Annotated in this window: 17 protein-coding genes and 2 pseudogenes; 10 read left to right on the plus strand and 9 right to left on the minus strand. The window is 72.6% G+C overall.

Going from position 1 to position 16,687, the window contains the following annotated elements; translation table 11 throughout:
- Positions 1–82 precede the first annotated feature (82 nt).
- Together ACFXAE_RS35035 and ACFXAE_RS35040 are read right to left on the minus strand one after the other, a co-directional pair.
- Positions 83–871, minus strand: a complete 789-nt coding sequence (locus tag ACFXAE_RS35035) for a S1 family peptidase (protein WP_384723371.1) — start codon at positions 869–871, stop codon at positions 83–85.
- A gap of 199 nt (positions 872–1,070) precedes the next feature.
- Complete coding sequence (locus tag ACFXAE_RS35040) at positions 1,071–3,884, minus strand: AAA family ATPase (RefSeq protein ID WP_384723374.1); 2,814 nt, start codon at positions 3,882–3,884, stop codon at positions 1,071–1,073.
- A 313-nt stretch (positions 3,885–4,197) separates the two neighbouring features.
- On the opposite strand from ACFXAE_RS35040, the pseudogene ACFXAE_RS35045 reads away from it, so the two are divergent.
- Both ACFXAE_RS35045 and ACFXAE_RS35050 read left to right on the plus strand, forming a co-directional pair.
- Positions 4,198–4,415, plus strand: a pseudogene (locus tag ACFXAE_RS35045) (AMP-dependent synthetase); the annotation flags it as partial.
- Between the two features lie 11 nt (positions 4,416–4,426).
- A pseudogene (locus tag ACFXAE_RS35050) lies at positions 4,427–4,711 on the plus strand (ATP-binding protein); the annotation flags it as partial.
- Between the two features lie 125 nt (positions 4,712–4,836).
- Here ACFXAE_RS35050 and ACFXAE_RS35055 read toward each other — a convergent pair.
- Positions 4,837–5,241, minus strand: coding sequence for a hypothetical protein (locus ACFXAE_RS35055; protein WP_384723377.1), 405 nt, complete (start codon positions 5,239–5,241; stop codon positions 4,837–4,839).
- Positions 5,242–5,398: 157 nt separating this feature from the next.
- Here ACFXAE_RS35055 and ACFXAE_RS35060 point away from each other — a divergent pair, with 157 nt between their 5' ends.
- Complete coding sequence (locus tag ACFXAE_RS35060; RefSeq protein WP_384723380.1) at positions 5,399–6,055, plus strand: hypothetical protein; 657 nt, start codon at positions 5,399–5,401, stop codon at positions 6,053–6,055.
- Here the strand turns inward: ACFXAE_RS35060 and ACFXAE_RS35065 are convergent.
- Positions 6,006–6,266, minus strand: coding sequence for a hypothetical protein (locus tag ACFXAE_RS35065; RefSeq protein ID WP_384723383.1), 261 nt, complete (start codon positions 6,264–6,266; stop codon positions 6,006–6,008). The two genes, ACFXAE_RS35060 and ACFXAE_RS35065, sit on opposite strands and share 50 nt — an antisense overlap.
- Before the next feature lie 43 nt (positions 6,267–6,309).
- Positions 6,310–6,942, minus strand: coding sequence for a hypothetical protein (locus tag ACFXAE_RS35070; RefSeq protein ID WP_384723386.1), 633 nt, complete (start codon positions 6,940–6,942; stop codon positions 6,310–6,312).
- Positions 6,943–7,158: 216 nt separating this feature from the next.
- Between ACFXAE_RS35070 and gcl the strand changes: the two genes are divergently transcribed.
- Positions 7,159–8,943, plus strand: a complete 1,785-nt coding sequence (gcl, locus tag ACFXAE_RS35075; protein ID WP_384723389.1) for a glyoxylate carboligase — start codon at positions 7,159–7,161, stop codon at positions 8,941–8,943.
- A gap of 288 nt (positions 8,944–9,231) precedes the next feature.
- Here gcl and ACFXAE_RS35080 read toward each other — a convergent pair whose 3' ends face one another.
- From ACFXAE_RS35080 to ACFXAE_RS35095, 4 genes are all read right to left on the minus strand, one after another.
- The gene (locus tag ACFXAE_RS35080; RefSeq protein WP_384723392.1) at positions 9,232–9,927 is read right to left on the minus strand and encodes a TIGR04222 domain-containing membrane protein; all 696 of its coding nucleotides are present in this window, start codon (positions 9,925–9,927) and stop codon (positions 9,232–9,234) included.
- Positions 9,928–10,088: 161 nt separating this feature from the next.
- Positions 10,089–10,328, minus strand: a complete 240-nt coding sequence (locus ACFXAE_RS35085) for a hypothetical protein (RefSeq protein WP_073931105.1) — start codon at positions 10,326–10,328, stop codon at positions 10,089–10,091.
- A gap of 147 nt (positions 10,329–10,475) precedes the next feature.
- Positions 10,476–11,366, minus strand: a complete 891-nt coding sequence (locus ACFXAE_RS35090) for a 2-hydroxy-3-oxopropionate reductase (protein WP_384723395.1) — start codon at positions 11,364–11,366, stop codon at positions 10,476–10,478.
- 31 nt (positions 11,367–11,397) lie between these two features.
- On the minus strand, positions 11,398–12,219 hold the full coding sequence (locus tag ACFXAE_RS35095) for a TIM barrel protein (RefSeq protein WP_384723398.1): 822 nt from the start codon (positions 12,217–12,219) through the stop codon (positions 11,398–11,400).
- Between the two features lie 183 nt (positions 12,220–12,402).
- On the opposite strand from ACFXAE_RS35095, the gene ACFXAE_RS35100 reads away from it, so the two are divergent.
- From ACFXAE_RS35100 to ACFXAE_RS35125, 6 genes are all read left to right on the plus strand, one after another.
- Positions 12,403–12,654, plus strand: coding sequence for a hypothetical protein (locus ACFXAE_RS35100; RefSeq protein WP_384723401.1), 252 nt, complete (start codon positions 12,403–12,405; stop codon positions 12,652–12,654).
- The gene (locus ACFXAE_RS35105) at positions 12,651–13,019 is read left to right on the plus strand and encodes a helix-turn-helix domain-containing protein (protein ID WP_384723404.1); all 369 of its coding nucleotides are present in this window, start codon (positions 12,651–12,653) and stop codon (positions 13,017–13,019) included. Before ACFXAE_RS35100 ends, ACFXAE_RS35105 begins: the two co-directional genes overlap by 4 nt.
- 132 nt (positions 13,020–13,151) lie before the next feature.
- Positions 13,152–13,673 carry a 2-oxo-4-hydroxy-4-carboxy-5-ureidoimidazoline decarboxylase gene (uraD, locus tag ACFXAE_RS35110; RefSeq protein WP_384723407.1) on the plus strand — a complete coding sequence of 174 codons (522 nt, stop codon included), beginning with the start codon at positions 13,152–13,154 and terminating at the stop codon, positions 13,671–13,673.
- Positions 13,674–13,678: 5 nt separating this feature from the next.
- Complete coding sequence (gene uraH, locus ACFXAE_RS35115) at positions 13,679–14,083, plus strand: hydroxyisourate hydrolase (protein WP_384723410.1); 405 nt, start codon at positions 13,679–13,681, stop codon at positions 14,081–14,083.
- A gap of 4 nt (positions 14,084–14,087) precedes the next feature.
- A complete protein-coding gene (gene pucL, locus ACFXAE_RS35120) occupies positions 14,088–14,993 on the plus strand; it encodes a factor-independent urate hydroxylase (RefSeq protein ID WP_384723413.1) in 906 nt (301 codons plus the stop codon).
- A 37-nt stretch (positions 14,994–15,030) separates the two neighbouring features.
- The gene (locus ACFXAE_RS35125) at positions 15,031–16,410 is read left to right on the plus strand and encodes an 8-oxoguanine deaminase (protein ID WP_384723416.1); all 1,380 of its coding nucleotides are present in this window, start codon (positions 15,031–15,033) and stop codon (positions 16,408–16,410) included.
- Positions 16,411–16,687 lie beyond the last annotated feature (277 nt).

The raw sequence follows: 16,687 nt of genomic DNA on the forward strand, positions 1-16,687 counted from the left end.
TACCGCCGCTGCTCCACCGGCGACCCCCCCCCCCCCCTGGTCTGCCGCCTGAGGGGTGCTCAGGAATTCATGGGGGTGTCCGTCACCCGTTGACCTGTGCCGTCACGTCCGCGGAGAACGTGGTCAGCCGGGTGTAGACGCCCGGGTAGCCGGCCGCCGCGCAGCCGTCGCCCCAGGAGGTGATCCCCGCCAGCCGGCCGCCGATCAGCAGCGGTCCGCCGCTGTCGCCCTGGCAGGTGTCCACACCGCCGGAGGAGTAGCCGGCGCACACCATGTCGCTCTGCACGTACCGGCCGCCGTAGGAACCGCGGCAGCTGGTGTCGGAGACGGTCGGCACGGTCGCGGTGCGCAGTTGGTTGGAGGAGCCGCCGCCCGAGGAGGTGGTGCCCCAGCCGACGATGCGGGCGGTCGTGCCGGCCGCGTACACCGAGGTGTCGGAGGAGGACACGTAGGGCGCCGCGGTGTACGGCATCGACGTCGACAGGGTCAGCACGGCCACGTCGTCGCCCCGGGTGACGCTTCTGTAGCTGGGGTGGATCCATATCCTGCTGACTCTGGCGACCGTTCCGTCGGTGCCGTTGCGGTAGGTGCGCCCGCCGACCACGCGCACGCTGCCCGTGGTCTCGCCGACCATGCAGTGCGCGGCCGTGACCACCTTGGTGGGGGAGACGAGGGTGCCGCCGCAGAACTGGTTCTGCGAGGCGTCGGTGATCTGCATCATGAACGGGTACGCGGACGCCGTGGTCGTCGTACCGCCGACGATCGGCTGCGGGGCGGCGACGGCGGAGGGGGCGGCGATCAGCGCCGTCGCGGCGGCGGCGGCGGTCGCCGCGACGGCGGCGGCCTTCTTGGCACGGGTGAGCCCGGACATGGGTCTCCTCACGGGACGGCCGGTGGGGGGCGCGCGGGGTGGGGGGTCGAGCACGAGGGCCTCGGGACCGGCCCCCGTGTGCCCGGCGAGCGGCACACCGTTACGCTACGACCCGGAGCGCGATCGTCCCAATGAGGGAACCCCCTAAGGGAGTTGGGGCAGGGAAAACCCTCGGTTGCGCCAGTGGTGCCCCGCGGGGCTACGTCGTGCGACGGCCCGCCGCCAGGCGGACGATGTCGACCCGGGAGCGGATGCCCAGCTTGCGGTAGACCCGGGTGAGGGTCGCCTCGACGGTCTTGACGCTGATGAACAGGCGGCCGGCGATCTCCCGGTTGGTGGCGCCCTCCATGACCAGCGCGGCGACCTGCCGCTCCATCGCGGCCAGTCCGTCCAGGACGCCCGGTGCGGCGGCGGGCACGGTCTCCGGCTCCGCGGGACCGGCGGCCACGGCCCGCTCCACCTGGCGCAGCCACGGCAGCGCGCGGCAGCGCCGGAACAGCCGGGCGGCCTCGTCGTACGCCGTCGGCGCCGACCCCCGCCCGCCGCGCAGCCGGGCCAGCGCGAAGGCGGCCCGCGCCTCCTCCAGGCCGTGACCCAGCTTGGCGAGCCGCTCCTGCGCCGACGCCAACTGCGCGTGTGCCGCCTGGTGTTCACCGCGTGCCGCGCGCACCAGCGCCTCGGCCCGGTCGAGCACCGCGAGGACGCTCGCGCGGTTCAGGCGCAGCGCGTGCACCCGGGTGACGTCGATGATCTCCTGCGCCTCGCCGGGCTCACCGATCCGCACCAGCGCCTCGGCGAGGTCGCCCTGCCAGCGGCCCCGCGCCGGGTCGCTGATGCCCATGCCGTGCTCCAGTTCCCGCACCCGGCGCAGCGAACGGACGGCGGCCTGCGTGTCCCCCGCCACCAACTGGGCGTAGCCCAGGGCGGCCAGGGCGAGGGAGAGGTACAACTGGTCACCGTCCACCTCGGCGTGGTCCGCGGCCTCGCGGGCCAGCGTCAGCGCCCGGTCCACGTCCCCGCCCGACGCCTCCGCGAGCGAGGCGAGCATGGCCGACGCGCTCTCGCCGATCCCGGAGTCCCGGGCCAGCCGCAGGCTCTCGCGGGCCAGGTCCAGGGCCCGGCCGCAGTGCCCGAAACGCAGTTCGGTGTCGGCGAGCAGCCGCGAGAAGTGCACCTCGCTCTCCACCATGCCGCGCCGCCGCGCCTCCCGCAGCAGCGCGGTGATGGCGGTACGGGCCTGCGGCAGCTGGTCGCTCATCAGCAGCCAGCGGAATCTCGCCATGGCGGCGCCGTTGTGGTGGCAGGCGACATCGGGGTCCTGGGGCTCCTGGAGCGCCCGCTGGATGGTCGCGGGGGCGTCGGGGTGGCCCATCAGGGTCTCGGTGGACGACTGGAAGGCGAGCGCCATCAGCTCGGTGCGCCGGTCCCCGCCCCGCGCGGCCAGCTCCGCCGCGTGCGCGGCCTCCTGCCGGGACTTGGCGAAGTCGCCGTCCACCACCACCTCCCGCCAGGCCAGCTGGTAGTGGACGAGGGCCAGCAGCCGGGGGTCGTCGCCGGCGTCGGCCAGCACCTGCGGGAACACGGCGTCGACCTCGCCGAGCGCCTGCCCGGCCGCCTCGATGACCACCATCCACGCCCGCACCCGCTCCGCGGGCGCCGTCGCCCGGGTCAGCACCTCGCGCGCTATGTCCCGGGCCAGGTCGGCCTCGCCGGCGGTGATGGCGTCCTCGGCGGCCTGCAGCCGTCGCTCGTCGGGGGCCGGCCCGCCGTCGGCCGGGGTGTGCCGGGCGGCGAGCAGTCCGAGCGAGGCGGCGACGGAGGGCGCCCCGCGGTCCCGGGCCAGCGCGGCGGCCCCGGCGAGCCGGGCCGCCACCTCCGGGTCGGGGCCGGTGGCGGCCAGCGCCAGATGCCGGGCCCGCTCGATGGGGTCGGAGGCCGCCGTGGACAGCGCCGTGTGCACCGCCCGCCGCTCCCGCGCCGGGGCCTCCGCGTACAGCGCGGCCGAGATCAGGGGGTGCGCGAACCGCAGCGCCGGCTCCTCCGGGTCCGTCGCCAGCAGCCCCAGCGCGGCGGCCTGCGCCGTCTCCGCCTCGGCGTTCTCCCGGCCGGCCGCGTGCAGCAGCGCCAGGGTGGGGCGGGCGCCCGCGCTGGCCACCAGCAGGGTGCGGCGCGCCTCGTCCGACAGCATCTCCAGGCGGCTCAGCACCAGGGCCCGCAGCGAGGTCGGCACCGGCAGCGGCTCGCCCGGTCTGGGCCGGGTGGGGCTCTCGGCGAGGGCGCGGGCCAGTTCGAGGGCGAACAGCGGGTTGCCGCCGCTGGTGCGGTGGATGTCACGGGCCGTGGAGCGGGACAGAGCGGTGTAGCCGCGGTGGTCGAGGAGCGCGGACACCTGGGTCCGGGAGAACGGGCCCAGCCGCACCGCCAGCGTGTCCGGCGGGCAGGCGCGCAGATGACGGTCGTACTCCTCGCCGTCCGTGCGCACCGCGCACAGCATCCGCACCGGGCTGTCGCCGAGCCGCCGGGCGGCGAAGCCGAGGAGTTCGGCGCTGGCCGGATCCAGCCACTGGAGGTCGTCGGCGACGATCAGGACCGGCCCCTCGGCGGCCAGCGCCCGCAGCATCGACAGCACCGCGAGGCGCAGCGCCAGACCGTCCCGCTGGAGGGTGGACTCGCCGCGCCCGGTGAGCGCCGACTCCAGGGCGGTGCGCTGGGCGGCGGGCAGCCGGACGGAGACCTTGTCGAGGACCAGACCGAACAGATCGGCCAGCGCCAGGAACGGAAGATGTGATTCGGACTCCGTGGCCGAGCAGCGCAACACCGTCCCCGTCGCACCGGCGTTTTCCGCCGCAAGTGCCCGCAGCACGGTCGACTTTCCTATTCCCGCCGGGCCGTGCAGCAGCACGCTGCCCCCACGGGCGAGCTGCTCCCGTGCCTCGGCGTACAGCTCTTCCCGGCCTATGACCAGGTCGGGGCGGCACCTGGCAGGCTCCTTGAAGTCCCGTCGCACGGTCACCGCTCCCCTCCGTGTGGCGTGTCCTGGCCAATATTAGGCAACAGGCTCCTTAATTCCGGGTGGACCGTGTAGTGAGGCAAATTACAGCGGGCCGTGCAACGGTAAATCCAAAGTCGTACCGCTGGTAATGCCCGTCATGGAAAAACACCGCAAACCCATGGCAACCACCCTGTCCGGCGAGTCGCCCCGCCGCTCGGGGTGGTGAGACTCCTCTCACGGATTACACGATGGGGCGGAGCCGCCCGGCAATGGTCCGGTACGAGGAGGAGGCACGACGACGGCGACGGAGGCGTTCCGCAGGGCCCGGGACTTCCTGCCGGAACACCGTGAGGACTACGCCACCGCCACCGGGACCTCACCTGGCCCCGGCCCGAGCGGTTCAACTGGGCGCTCGACTGGTTCGACGTGATCGCGGACGGCAACGACCGCACCGCGCCGCACCTTGTCGAGGAGGACGGCGACGAGACCCGGCTGTCCTTCGCCGCGCCGGCCCGCCGCTCCGACCAGGTCGCCACCTGGCGGAGGCGTCGGCGAACAAGGCGATCGACGAGGGGATGAAGGTCGCCCGGTTCACCCTCGAATCGCTCACCGCCCACCTCGGGCGGGCGGCCGTCGACAACACCGTCTCCAAGGCCCTCGTGAAGATCACCCGGTGCGGCCTCGTCGTCGTCGACGACATTGGCATGCTGCCGTCCGGGCAAGCTGCCGCAGAGGCGTTCCACCGCGTGATCGATGCAGCCTACGAACGCCGGTCCATGATCGTGACCTCGGATCTGCACCCGTCAGGCTTCGATTCGATCACGCCGAAGACGTTGTCCACCGCCGTCGTCGACCGGCTCCTGCACCACGCACGCATCGTCCTGACCGAAGGCTCCTCGCTACGACTGGCCCTGGCCGCCGGCGGCCAGGGCGTCGTTCCACCGGATCAGCCGGGCCGACCCCGCGGCCGAGCTCACACAGCGGGCTCCGGCAGGGAACCGAGGTGCTCGATGACCCGCCGGCGCAGCAGAAGGTACTCGTCCCAGCGGCGCAGAGGGCCCGGCGGGCGTTCCACCACACGGCCCTCAGTGACGGTCTGGCCTCGCTGGAACTGCTCGCGCGTCAGATCGAGTTCGATGCCGCTGGCCAGCCGGTTCCACATATGAAAGCCGTGCCGGACGCCGTTCAAATGCACCTCGCCCGCCATGAGGTCGCCGCCGAAGACGTCATTGATGACCAAAGCCGTGATGTCGCAGTGCCCCCAGGCCGGGTTCTCCGGCTGCCGGCCGGAGCGTTCCAGGTCGTCAGGGGAGCAAGTGTCAGCGGCCCAGCCGGCGCGCAAGGCCCTGTCGAGATCGAGCAGGTTCCAAGGGGTCATACCGTCAGCATCGCAGTCACCACTGACACCGACACCGACGCGGAGACCGAGGGCCGGCGGCCCCCGTCCGAGGGGCGAAAAGCAGTACCGGACAGGGAGATCGACTGTCCGCCCGAAGGGACCTGGAAAGTCCGCTCACCCGGACGGCCCGCTGCCCGTGGACAGGTGGGAGCGCTGCAAGCCGTACGACACCAAGCGGCTCTTCCGCCAGATTCCCGCCTCGTGGTTCGCGGGCAAGTCGATCCTGTCGGCGGAGTCCGTGGTGCGCGAGACGCACGCCGCCTCCTGCCAGGCGCGGGAGGTGCAGCTGTGGCGCACCAAGGGGATCAACGCCTCCACGACCTGGAACTCGCAGAACGCCTCCGGGTTCCGGGGCGACCACATCGAGAACCGCAGCTTCGCCCACGGCGCCGACGGCTGCGCCGCGGCCGACGCCGAGTTCAAAGTGAAAAGCGTGGTCGCGCAGGCAGCCGCGCAGAAGTGGTCCACCCTCACCTTCGGCATGCGGGCCACCAGCGAGGGCGACCCCCGCACCTGGAAGCGGTTCTCGGACGCGGCCCATCTGCGGGTGAACTGCAACCGTCCGCCCGCGCAGATCAAGATGTCGCAGTTGACGCGGGACCCGGGCGGCGCGTGTGCCCGGGCGGGGACGGCCAAACGCGTGCGCGGTCTGCCGAAGCTGCGGGCCAACGATGTGACCGATCCGGACAAGGACCGGGTGCGAGGGCAGTTCGAGGCGTCCTGGGACGCGGAATCACCTACAGCTACGACGACATCCTGCGCCCGGTCCAGATCAGCGGCAGCCAGGGCATGAAGGCCGTCGTCACCTCGTACAGCCACACCGGAAGACCTCTGCGGACGCAGATGCCCAAGGGATTCACCTGGTAGCGCTCCAGCACGTCCGGGGCGGGCGGTTCGTCGTCGGCGATGTCCCGCATGCCGACGTCGCGGAACGGGGCGCCGGCGACCCGCTCGAGGTCCTGGAGGGCGGGCAGTTCGCCGGGGGCGGCGGGGCGGACGCGCATCCGCCGAGTATCGGGCGCTCGTGGCGGGCCCGCCGCCGGGTTTTCAGGTCCCGTCGGCGTCCAGTGCGCCGGCGGGACCGTTCACCGGTCGCGGGGTGCCGCCGGGGCCGAGCAGGAACAGCGGGACGCCCAGTGCGTCGGCACGAGCCCGGGCCTCCTCGTCGTATCCGCCCACGGAGAAGTACAGGCACGTCGCGGACTCCGTCATCGCCGCCAGCCACAGGCACTCCACGTCCCGCGGGGTCGCCGGACGCGCGGACGGGTCGACCCGGGCGAGCACACCACGGCCCGCCAGGCCGATCCCGGACGGGGAACGCCCCTCGGCGCGGCGGACGTCCTCGTGGCCGAGCCGGCGCAGGTACCGCACGGCGGCCGTGACCGCGTCCCGCGCGGCATGGACCGGTACGGACGCCTGCGGGCCGGCCACCGGGATCAGCAGCACCGTCCCGCACGGGCACCCCAGTTCCGGCCGCGGCCACTCGCCGCGGAGCCCGCAGTGCCCGCACCGCACGGTGACCCACTCCTCGTCCCAGGCGCGATGCCCGGCCGGACCGGGTACCCCGTCCAGATCCAGCGGCGGTGTGACGGGCGCGCCGCACGCACAGGGGTACGACGGTGCCGTGTAGCGGTGCGAGCGCCGGCAGTCGGGACAGCGCACCGGCACGCTCTCGGACATGGTTCCCCTCCGGTGTTCTCGAGGTGCTGTCCATCGTCCTCCACCGGTCCGCCGTGTGCCCGGCACTTGCCCTCTCCTGGCGGGGCCTCTCTTGACGGGTCCGGCCACCCGCCCTACATTCATTCCAGATAGTAGAAAATATTTTCCGTAATCTGGAATAGCTCGCCGCGGGGCGCGACCGGAGCGCGATTCCGACAGTCGAAGCAGGAGTACTCGATGGCTCGAATGACCGCTGCCCGCGCGGCAGTCGAAATCCTCAGGCGCGAGGGCGTCACCGACGCGTTCGGTGTCCCGGGCGCGGCGATCAACCCCTTCTACGCGGCACTCAAGGCCTCCGGCGGCATCACCCACACCCTCGCCCGCCATGTGGAGGGCGCCTCCCACATGGCCGAGGGCTACACCCGCACCCACCCCGGCACCATCGGCGTGTGCGTCGGCACTTCGGGACCGGCCGGCACCGACATGATCACCGGCCTGTACTCCGCGACCGGCGACTCGATCCCGATCCTGTGCGTCACCGGCCAGGCGCCGACCGCCGTGATCCACAAGGAGGACTTCCAGGCCGTCGACATCGCCGCCATCGCGGGGCCGGTCACCAAGATGGCCATGACCGTCCTGGAGGCCGCGCAGGTCCCCGGCGCCTTCCAGAAGGCCTTCCACCTCATGCGCTCGGGCCGCCCCGGCCCCGTCCTGATCGACCTGCCGATCGACGTGCAGCTGACGGAGATCGAGTTCGACCCGGACACCTACGAGCCGCTCCCGGTCTGCAAGCCCGCCGCGAGCCGCGCCCAGATCCAGAAGGCGTTCGGCATGCTGAACGCCGCCGAGCGCCCACTGATCGTGGCGGGCGGCGGGGTCATCAACGCCGACGCGGCCGAACCGCTCGTCCGGTTCGCCGAGTTGACCGGCACCCCGGTCGTGCCGACCCTGATGGGCTGGGGCGTCATCCCCGACGACCACGAGCTCAACGCCGGCATGGTCGGCCTGCAGACCTCGCACCGCTACGGCAACGCGACCTTCCTGGAGTCCGACTTCGTCCTCGGCATCGGCAACCGCTGGGCCAACCGGCACACCGGAAGACTCGACGTCTACACGGCCGGACGGACGTTCGTCCACGTCGACGTCGAACCCACCCAGATCGGCAGGATCTTCGCCCCCGACTACGGCATCGCCTCCGACGCGCGCGCCGCGCTGGAGCTGTTCGTCGAGGTGGCGAAGGAACTGAAGGCCGAAGGCGGGCTGCCCGACCGCTCCGCCTGGGCGGCCGCCGCGCAGGAGAAGCGGGCCACGCTCCAGCGCCGTACGCACTTCGACGACGTCCCGATCAAACCGCAGCGGGTCTACGAGGAGATGAACAAGGCCTTCGGCCCCGAAACCCGGTACGTCTCCGCCATCGGCCTCTCGCAGATCGCCGGCGCCCAGATGCTGCACGTCCACCGGCCGCGGCACTGGATCAACTGCGGCCAGGCGGGCCCGCTCGGCTGGACCGTCCCCGCCGCGCTGGGCGTGGCGAAGGCCGACCCCCGGGCACAGGTCGTCGCCCTGTCCGGCGACTACGACTTCCAGTTCATGATCGAGGAGTTGGCGGTCGGGGCGCAGCACAAGATCCCGTACGTCCACGTCCTGGTCAACAACGCCTACCTGGGCCTGATCCGGCAGGCGCAGCGGGCGTTCGACATCGACTTCCAGGTCACGCTGGAGTTCGAGAACGTCAACTCCCCGGAGCTGGGCGTCTACGGCGTCGACCACGTCAAGGTCGCCGAGGGCCTGGGCTGCAAGGCGATCCGGGTGACCGACCCGAACGAACTGGGCGCGGCCCTGGAGCAGGCCAAGAAGCTCGCGACCGAGTTCCGGGTGCCGGTCGTCGTGGAGGCCATCCTGGAACGCGTCACCGACATCTCCATGTCGACGACCAACGACATCGGCGACGTCGTCGAGTTCGAGGACCTCGCGACCGAGCCGGGACACGCCCCGACGTCGATCAGGACACTGAAGGTCTGACGGCACCCGCGCGCACGTGAAGGGCGGCCCGTCCGGGGAAGGGCCGCCCCCGCCCGTGCTCTCCCGGCCCGGCCGGCGAGGCCCCTTCCAGGCGTCGCCGACCCGGCCGGCACCCTCGTACGACGGGCGCGTCGCCCTCGCTTTCCGTCGCGCGGCAGACCGCGTGCGCGGCGCGTGTGCCGGGCGACGACGCCCGCTCGCGGTGGCCGAGCCGCAAAGGGTGCGGGGCCGGCCGGGCGCACCGTGGACCCGCTCGGCCCGGGTCCGCCGGACAGGCCCGGGCCGGGTTCAGTCCGAGCCGCCCCCGCCGCCACAGCCTCCGCCGCCGCCTCCGCAGTACGTGTGGCCCGCGCCGCCGCCGTAGGTGCCGCCGCCCGGGGAGTGACGCAGGCCCTTGTCCCTGATGTCGACCCGGTCGGTCAGGCCCGCCCGGAGGGCGAAGCGCGGGACGCAGACGAGCAGGGCGTCCTTGCCGTGCAGGGCGACGGCGAGCAGTTTCTCGTCGTCCGGCCGGCCGTGCCGGCTCGACGGCAGCGGATACGCCCTGCGCAGCGCCCTCAGTCGCCGGCGGGCCGCGGTGGTCGGGCCGAGCAGCAGCGGGTACCGCAGCATGCCCGCCTCCGCGAGCCCCACCCGCAGTTCGGCCAGCGCCCAGCGGACATCCTGGTGCCGGACCAGCTCCCGTATCGCGGAGGGCTCGGCCAGGCAGTGGTGGACCGCGCTCTCCAGGTACGACGCCCGCATCGCGCCCGTGACGGCCTCCGCCCGGCCCTGGAGGTCCTCCAGCACGACCCCGGGCGGCGGCAGCGGGGGCAGGGCACGCCCGGCCTCCCCGTCGACCGCCCGTACCGTGCCCGGCGCGCCCGCCTCGACCGCGCCCCGCAGATGCAGGGCGACGACGGCCACCGTGACCGCGGCGCGCGGGCCGTCGGCCAGCAGGGCGATCTCGTGCGGCGTCCCCCGGACGCCCCCGGTGTCGGCCATGGCAGGACACCCCCTCGACAGGGGCCCGCCGCCCCCGTGCCGGCGGGCCCCGTGTGCCAGGAGTGTGCCCGTCCGTGGTGGTGGTCGAAGCCTTCCGGGCCGCCTTCAGAGCTTCATTTGAGGGTGGCGTAGCCGGTGTACGGCCGATGCCGTAGCGGCGTTCAGGTCGTCTCGTGGTGCTCCGACAGCCCCGGCCAGTCGTCGGGGCCGCCGCCCTGCCACTCGATGAGGTCGGTCTCCTCCACATCGGTGACGTACAGGTCGGCCAGCCGCAGGATCTCGCCCACGTCGTCGACGTGCGTGGCGATGCCCAGCGTGTCGTCGCCGGAGGTGACCCGTCGGGAGCCGTCCAGGGCCGGGGAGTGCACCACGATGTGCGGATGCTCCGTGGGATGTGCCATGTCCCCAGGCTGCTGTGCGCCGGACGGATCCGCACTCCGGACGCCGCGGAGCGCCCGGAGGCGGGACCGTCCGCACCCCGGGCGCCGCAAGCAGGTGTCGGCGTCGGCGCCGGTGCCGCCCGGAGGCCGGTGAGCGGCACGGGCCGGTCAGATCCGCGTGCCGGACAGCCGCTCGACCGCCCGCAGCAGCGCGGAGTGGTCCAGACCGCCGTCGCCCTGTGCGCGCAGGCTCGCCACCAGCTGGGCGACCACGGCACCGACGGGCAGCGCCGCGCCGACGGCACGGGCGGCGTCGGTGACGATGCCCATGTCCTTGTGGTGCAGGTCGATCCGGAAGCCCGGCGCGAAGTCCCGGTTCAGGAAGTTGTCCTTCTTGCGGGTCAGCACGGTCGAGCCGGCCAGGCCGCCGTTCAGGACGTCGAGCGCCGCCGTCAGGTCCACGCCGGACTTCTCCAGGAAGACCACGGCCTCGGCGCACGCCTGGATGTTCACGGCGACGATCAGCTGGTTGGCCGCCTTCACGGTCTGGCCGGAGCCGTGCGGACCGCACCGCACGATCGTCTTCCCCAGCGCCTCGAAGACCGGTCTCGCCTCGTCGAAGTCGGCCTGCTCACCGCCGACCATGACGGACAGCGCCGCCTCGACCGCGCCCGCCTCACCGCCCGACACGGGGGCGTCCAGCACCCGGATGCCCTTCTCCTTCGCGGCGGCGGCCAGGTCGACCGAGGTCTGCGGGGTGATCGAGGACATGTCGATCAGCAGGGCACCGGACCGGGCGTTCTCCAGGATGCCGTCGGGACCGTACGCGACGGCCTCGACCTGGGGGGACGCGGGAACCATCGTGACGATCACGTCGGCGTCCCGCACCGCCTCGGCGATCGAGCCGGCCACGGTGCCGCCGGCGGCGGCCAGCCGGTCCAGCTTCTCCCGCTCCAGGGTGTGGCCGGTGACGTCGTAGCCCGCCTTGACCAGGTTCTCGGACATGGGGGAGCCCATGATGCCGAGGCCGATCCAGGCGACCTTGGGAAGGTTGCTCATGTGAGGGTGCCTCTCCGTACGAGGGTTCCGGTCAGCGGGGCAGCCAGTCGAAGGCCTGCGCACCGGGACGGTCGCCGGGCTTGTACTCCAGACCGACCCAGCCCTCGTATCCGGCCTTGCCCAGCCGGTCCAGCAGGTCCTCCAGCGGGAGCGAGCCGGTGCCGGGGGCGCCGCGGCCGGGGCTGTCGGCGATCTGTACGTGCCCGGTCTTCCCGGCGTACCGGTCGATCACCGCCGGCAGGTCCTCGCCGTTCCTCGCCAGGTGGTACAGGTCCATCAGGAGGCGGGTGTTGCCCAGCCCCGTGGCCGCGTTGACCTTGTCCACGACCTCCACGGCGGCCGGCGCCGACACCAGCGGGTACAGCGGCGACTCGGGCCTGTTCAGCGCCTCGATCAGCAGGACCGCGCCGATCCGGCTCGCGGCCCGGGCGGCGAGGACCAGGTTCTCCAGCGCCAGCGCGTCCTGTTCGGCCGGGTCCACGCCGTCGACCCGGTTGCCGTACAGCGCGTTGAGGGCCGTGCAGCCGAGGGACCGCGCGAAATCGGCGGCCACGTCGATATTGGCGCGGAACCGCTCCGACTCCTCGCCGGGCACGGACAGTGCGCCCCGGTCGGGACCGGGCAGCTGTCCGGCGTAGAAGTTCAGGCCCGTGAGCCGTACGCCCGCGTCCTGGACCGCCTTCCGCAGCGCGTCGAGCCCGGACCGCTCGGGGACGGGGGAGTCGGCCCAGGGCCACCACAGCTCGACCGCGGTGAAGCCGGCCGCGGCGGCTGCCGCCGGGCGCTCCAGGAGCGGGAGTTCCGTGAAGAGGATCGACAGGTTGACGGTGAAGCGCCGGTCTGCGAATCCCATCGGATGTACCCTTCCCTGAATTTCGTATGGCGGAATATGCTTTCTGCTCAATGGAAGGCTGCCGTCGGCCCTCCGGGCTTGTCAAGAGGGCCGGACCGCCGGCGGTCTCCGCCCGGCTTCCCTGAGGCCTTCGCCCGGCTTCCCGGCGGTCCCGGAAACCGCGCCGCGCGTTAGGTTGTGCGCGTGCGATGGAGAGTGGAGTTCACGACCGAGCCCTTCGGCCTCGACGAGGCGCCCGCGCACGCGGTGGTGGCGTGGGAGGTCGTCGAGGCGGCCGGGCCGGACGCGGTGGACGTCGGACCGTTCGGCGACACCGCCGAGGGCGGCGCCGACGCGGTGCTCGGCGCCGTGGACGCGCTGCCGCACAGGACGCTGACGGCCGGCGCCACCCGGATCTCGCTCCAGGTCGACGTCGTCGAGGAGGTCGACCGGTGACCGGCACCGGTGACGAGGCCTTCATCGCGGCGGTGAAGCCGCTGGTCGACGCCATGGGCGGCGAGATGGTCCCGCCGGACGAGGCCGGAGCCGACGACGTGGTGCTCTCCTGGGAGGGCGTCGGCGTCGTCGCCGTGCGGCTGCCGCAGCTCGCGGACTCCCTCGACCACATCCTCGCGGCGCTGGAACGCAGGAAGGGCAGGCCGCTCGCGGACCTGGACCGCAAGGCCAAGCAGGAGATCGTGCGCGGTCTGGAGGCGCGCGGCGCCTTCGCCGTGCGGCACGGCGTGGAGACCGTGGCGAGCGCGCTGGGGGTCAGCCGCTTCACCGTCTACAACTACCTCAACCGTGAGAAGGGTGCCTGAGTCCCCCGGTCGGCGGATGCTCCTCTTTCGCCCTCCGAATCTTCAACAAACTGTTGACGTGCTCCCCGTGACGGCGTTCACTGTCGGCACGCCCGCTCGACACGAAGGCCGCTCGCGGCCACGGAGGCTTCCGTGACGTCGACTTCCCCACCCCCGGGCCTGGCCCGCTTCAACGCCCTGGAGGAACACGCGGCCCTCGCCGCACTCCACGAGGTCTGCGCCTCCACGGCATGGGCCCGCCGACTGCTCGCCGCCCGCCCGTACCCCACCCCCGACAACCTGTACGCCACCAGCGACGCCGCCGCGGCCGGCCTGACCCCGGCCGACCTCGAAGAGGCGATGGCCGGGCACCCGCCGATCGGCCGCCCGAAACCGGGGGACCCGGCCTCCGCCAGGGAACAGAGCGGCATGGCCGGCGCACCGGAGGGGCTGAAGGCCGAGATGCTCGAACTGAACCTGGCCTACCAGGAGAGGTTCGGCCATGTGTTCCTCATCTGCGCCACCGGCCGGACCGGCGAGCAGCTGCGTGACGCCGTCAGGGAACGCCTCGGCAACGCGCCGGAGCGGGAACGCGAGATCGTCCGCACCGAACTGGGGAAGATCAACCGCATCCGGCTGGCCCGTCTCGTCGAAGCCGAAGCCGAAGAGGACTGACGCACATGAGCACCGACACCACCGCCTCCGTGTCCACGCACATCCTGGACACCAGCGCCGGCCGCCCCGCCGAGGGGGTCGCCGTCCGCCTCGCCGCCCGCTCGGGCCGGGACGCGGACTGGCGGGCGCTCGGCGGCTCCGTGACCGACGCGGACGGGCGGTGCGAGGACCTGCCGGCCCCGCCGGAGGGAACCACCCACGTACGGCTCGACTTCGCGGTGGAGCCGTACGTCGAGGAATCAGCGAAGAACCAAGCCGAGGTACGGCAGGACGCCCCCGCGCATCGGGACAGCGGCGCCGGAGTGTTCTTCCCGGAGGTGGCGGTCACGTTCGCCGTCGTACCGGGCGAGCACTACCACGTACCGCTGCTGCTCAACCCGTTCGGCTACTCCGTGTACCGAGGGAGCTAGCTACATGCCGACCATCTTGGGCCAGAACCAGTACGGCAAGGCGGAGAACCGGGTCGTCAGGATCACGCGGGACGGCACCACCCACCACATCAAGGACCTGAACGTCTCCGTCGCCCTGTCCGGCGACATGGACGAGGTCCACTACTCCGGATCCAACGCCCACGTCCTGCCGACCGACACCACCAAGAACACCGTGTTCGCCTTCGCCAAGGAACACGGCATCGAGTCCGCCGAACAGTTCGGCATCCACCTCGCCCGCCACTTCGTCACCTCCCAGGAGCCCATCCACCGGGCGCGCATACGCGTCGAGGAGTACGCCTGGGAGCGGATCGAGGCGGCCGGCGAGGGCGAGCACTCCTTCGTCCGCAAGGGCCAGGAGACCCGGCTCGCCCAGATCACGTACGACGGGGAGAAGTGGGAGGTCGTCTCCGGCCTGAAGGACCTCACGGTGCTCAACTCCACCGACTCCGAGTTCCGGGGCTACGTCAAGGACGAGTACACGACGCTCGAGGAGACCCACGACCGCATCCTCGCCACCTCGGTCTCCGGCCGCTGGCGGTTCAACTGGACCGACGACGGGCAGGAGATGCCCGACTGGGAGACGTCCTACGAGGAGACCAGGAAGCACCTGCTCCAGGCCTTCGCCGAGACCTACTCGCTGTCCCTGCAGCAGACGATGTACGAGATGGGCGCGCGGATCATCGACCACCGCGACGAGATCGACGAGGTCCGCTTCTCCCTCCCCAACAGCCACCACTTCCTGGTGGACCTGGAGCCCTTCGGCCTCGAGAACGACACCGCCGACGGAGCTGTGTACTTCGCCGCCGACCGCCCCTACGGCCTGATCGAGGCCACCGTCCTGCGGGACGGCTGCGAGGCGCGCATCCCGGTGGACCTCACCAACCTCTGACCGCACGGCATTTCGGCGTACGCGAAAAGGACGGACCATGGCAGCAGACCGGCGCATCGTCATCGAGAACTGCGCGATCGCGACCGTCGACGCGAAGGACACCGAATACGCGTCGGGACACGTCGTCCTCGCCGGCCACCGCATCGAGTCGCTCGGCGCGGGCACGGCTCCCGAGGGCCTGGAGAACGTCGTCCGCCGGATCGACGCCACCGGGCACCTGGTGACCCCCGGCCTGGTCAACACCCACCACCACTTCTACCAGTGGATCACCCGGGGCCTGGCCACCGACCACAGCCTCTTCGACTGGCTCGTCGCCCTCTACCCGACCTGGGCGCGCATCGACGAGCCGATGGTGCGTGCGGCGGCCCGGGGCTCGCTCGCGATGATGGCCCGCGGCGGCGTCACCACCGCCATGGACCACCACTACGTCTTCCCGCGGGGCACCGGAGACCTGTCCGCCGCCGTCATCGGCGCCGCCCGTGACATGGGCGTCCGCTTCACCCTCGCCCGCGGTTCCATGGACCGCGGCGAGAAGGACGGCGGACTGCCCCCGGACTTCGCCGTCGAGACCCTCGACGACGCGCTCGCCGCCACCGAGGAGACGGTACGGCGGCACCACGACGCCTCCTCCGACGCCATGACCCAGGTCGCCGTCGCCCCCTGCTCACCCTTCTCCGTGTCCACCGAACTGATGCGGGACGGAGCCGAATTGGCCCGACGCCTCGGCGTGCGCCTGCACACCCACGGCTCGGAGACCGTGGAGGAGGAGAAGTTCTGCCACGAGCTGTTCGGCATGGGCCCGACCGACTACTTCGAGTCCACCGGCTGGCTCGGCGAGGACGTGTGGATGGCGCACTGCGTCCACATGAACGACTCCGACATCGCCGCCTTCGCCCGTACGAGGACGGGAGTCGCCCACTGTCCCTCCTCCAACGCGCGCCTCGCGGCGGGCATCGCCCGCGTCCCCGACCTGCTCGCCGCCGGCGTCCCGGTCGGCCTCGGGGTCGACGGCACCGCGTCCAACGAGTCCGGCGAACTCCACACCGAACTGCGCAACGCCCTGCTCGTCAACCGCCTCGGCCCCCGCCGTGAAGCCGCCCTGAACGCCCGGCAGGCGCTGCGCCTCGGGACGTACGGCGGAGCCCAAGTGCTCGGCCGGGCGGGCGAGATCGGCTCCCTGGAGCCGGGCAAGCTCGCCGACCTGGTGCTGTGGCGGATGGACACCCTCGCGCACGCCTCCATCGCCGACCCGGTGACCGCGCTGGTCCTCGGCGCGGCGGCCCCGGTCACCGCGTCCTTCGTCAACGGCCGGCAGATCGTGGAGAACGGCCGCCTGCTCACCGCGGACGAGGACGAGATCGCCCGCTCCACCCGCACGGAGGCCCAGCGGCTGGCGCGGATCGCCGCGCAGGGCTGAGCCCCGTCGAAGTCTCCGGCCGGGAGGGACGGCTCCCGGCCGGTGCCCGCGGGCCCCGGTCAAGGGTCCGCGGCGGGGGGGGCCCGGGGGGGGGCGGGCCCGGGGGGGGCCCCCAAGGGGGGGATGGCCCCCCCCCCCCCAATGAACGCCGGCCGGGGCGCCGCCCCCGGCCCCCCCCCCAAAACCCCCCCCCCCCCCCCAAACCCACACGGCGGCCCGCCACCCCACTGGTGAGCGGGGCCGCCTGATGATCCGGTGGGCGATACTGGGTTCGAAC

Origin of the sequence: Streptomyces sp. NPDC059454, assembly GCF_042749965.1 — a bacterium.
Classification (GTDB): Bacteria; Actinomycetota; Actinomycetes; order Streptomycetales; family Streptomycetaceae; genus Streptomyces.

What these genes read in the sequence shown, in the direction of transcription:
- ACFXAE_RS35035 (WP_384723371.1), bottom strand. Translation starts at nt 871, where the DNA reads ATGTCCGGGCTCACCCGTGCCAAGAAGGCCGCCGCCGTCGCGGCGACC.
- ACFXAE_RS35055 (WP_384723377.1), bottom strand. Translation starts at nt 5,241, where the DNA reads ATGACCCCTTGGAACCTGCTCGATCTCGACAGGGCCTTGCGCGCCGGC.
- ACFXAE_RS35065 (WP_384723383.1), bottom strand. Translation starts at nt 6,266, where the DNA reads ATGCGCGTCCGCCCCGCCGCCCCCGGCGAACTGCCCGCCCTCCAGGAC.
- ACFXAE_RS35070 (WP_384723386.1), bottom strand. Translation starts at nt 6,942, where the DNA reads ATGTCCGAGAGCGTGCCGGTGCGCTGTCCCGACTGCCGGCGCTCGCAC.
- gcl (WP_384723389.1), top strand. Translation starts at nt 7,159, where the DNA reads ATGGCTCGAATGACCGCTGCCCGCGCGGCAGTCGAAATCCTCAGGCGC.
- ACFXAE_RS35080 (WP_384723392.1), bottom strand. Translation starts at nt 9,927, where the DNA reads ATGGCCGACACCGGGGGCGTCCGGGGGACGCCGCACGAGATCGCCCTG.
- ACFXAE_RS35085 (WP_073931105.1), bottom strand. Translation starts at nt 10,328, where the DNA reads ATGGCACATCCCACGGAGCATCCGCACATCGTGGTGCACTCCCCGGCC.
- ACFXAE_RS35090 (WP_384723395.1), bottom strand. Translation starts at nt 11,366, where the DNA reads ATGAGCAACCTTCCCAAGGTCGCCTGGATCGGCCTCGGCATCATGGGC.
- ACFXAE_RS35095 (WP_384723398.1), bottom strand. Translation starts at nt 12,219, where the DNA reads ATGGGATTCGCAGACCGGCGCTTCACCGTCAACCTGTCGATCCTCTTC.
- uraH (WP_384723410.1), top strand. Translation starts at nt 13,679, where the DNA reads ATGAGCACCGACACCACCGCCTCCGTGTCCACGCACATCCTGGACACC.
- pucL (WP_384723413.1), top strand. Translation starts at nt 14,088, where the DNA reads ATGCCGACCATCTTGGGCCAGAACCAGTACGGCAAGGCGGAGAACCGG.
- ACFXAE_RS35125 (WP_384723416.1), top strand. Translation starts at nt 15,031, where the DNA reads ATGGCAGCAGACCGGCGCATCGTCATCGAGAACTGCGCGATCGCGACC.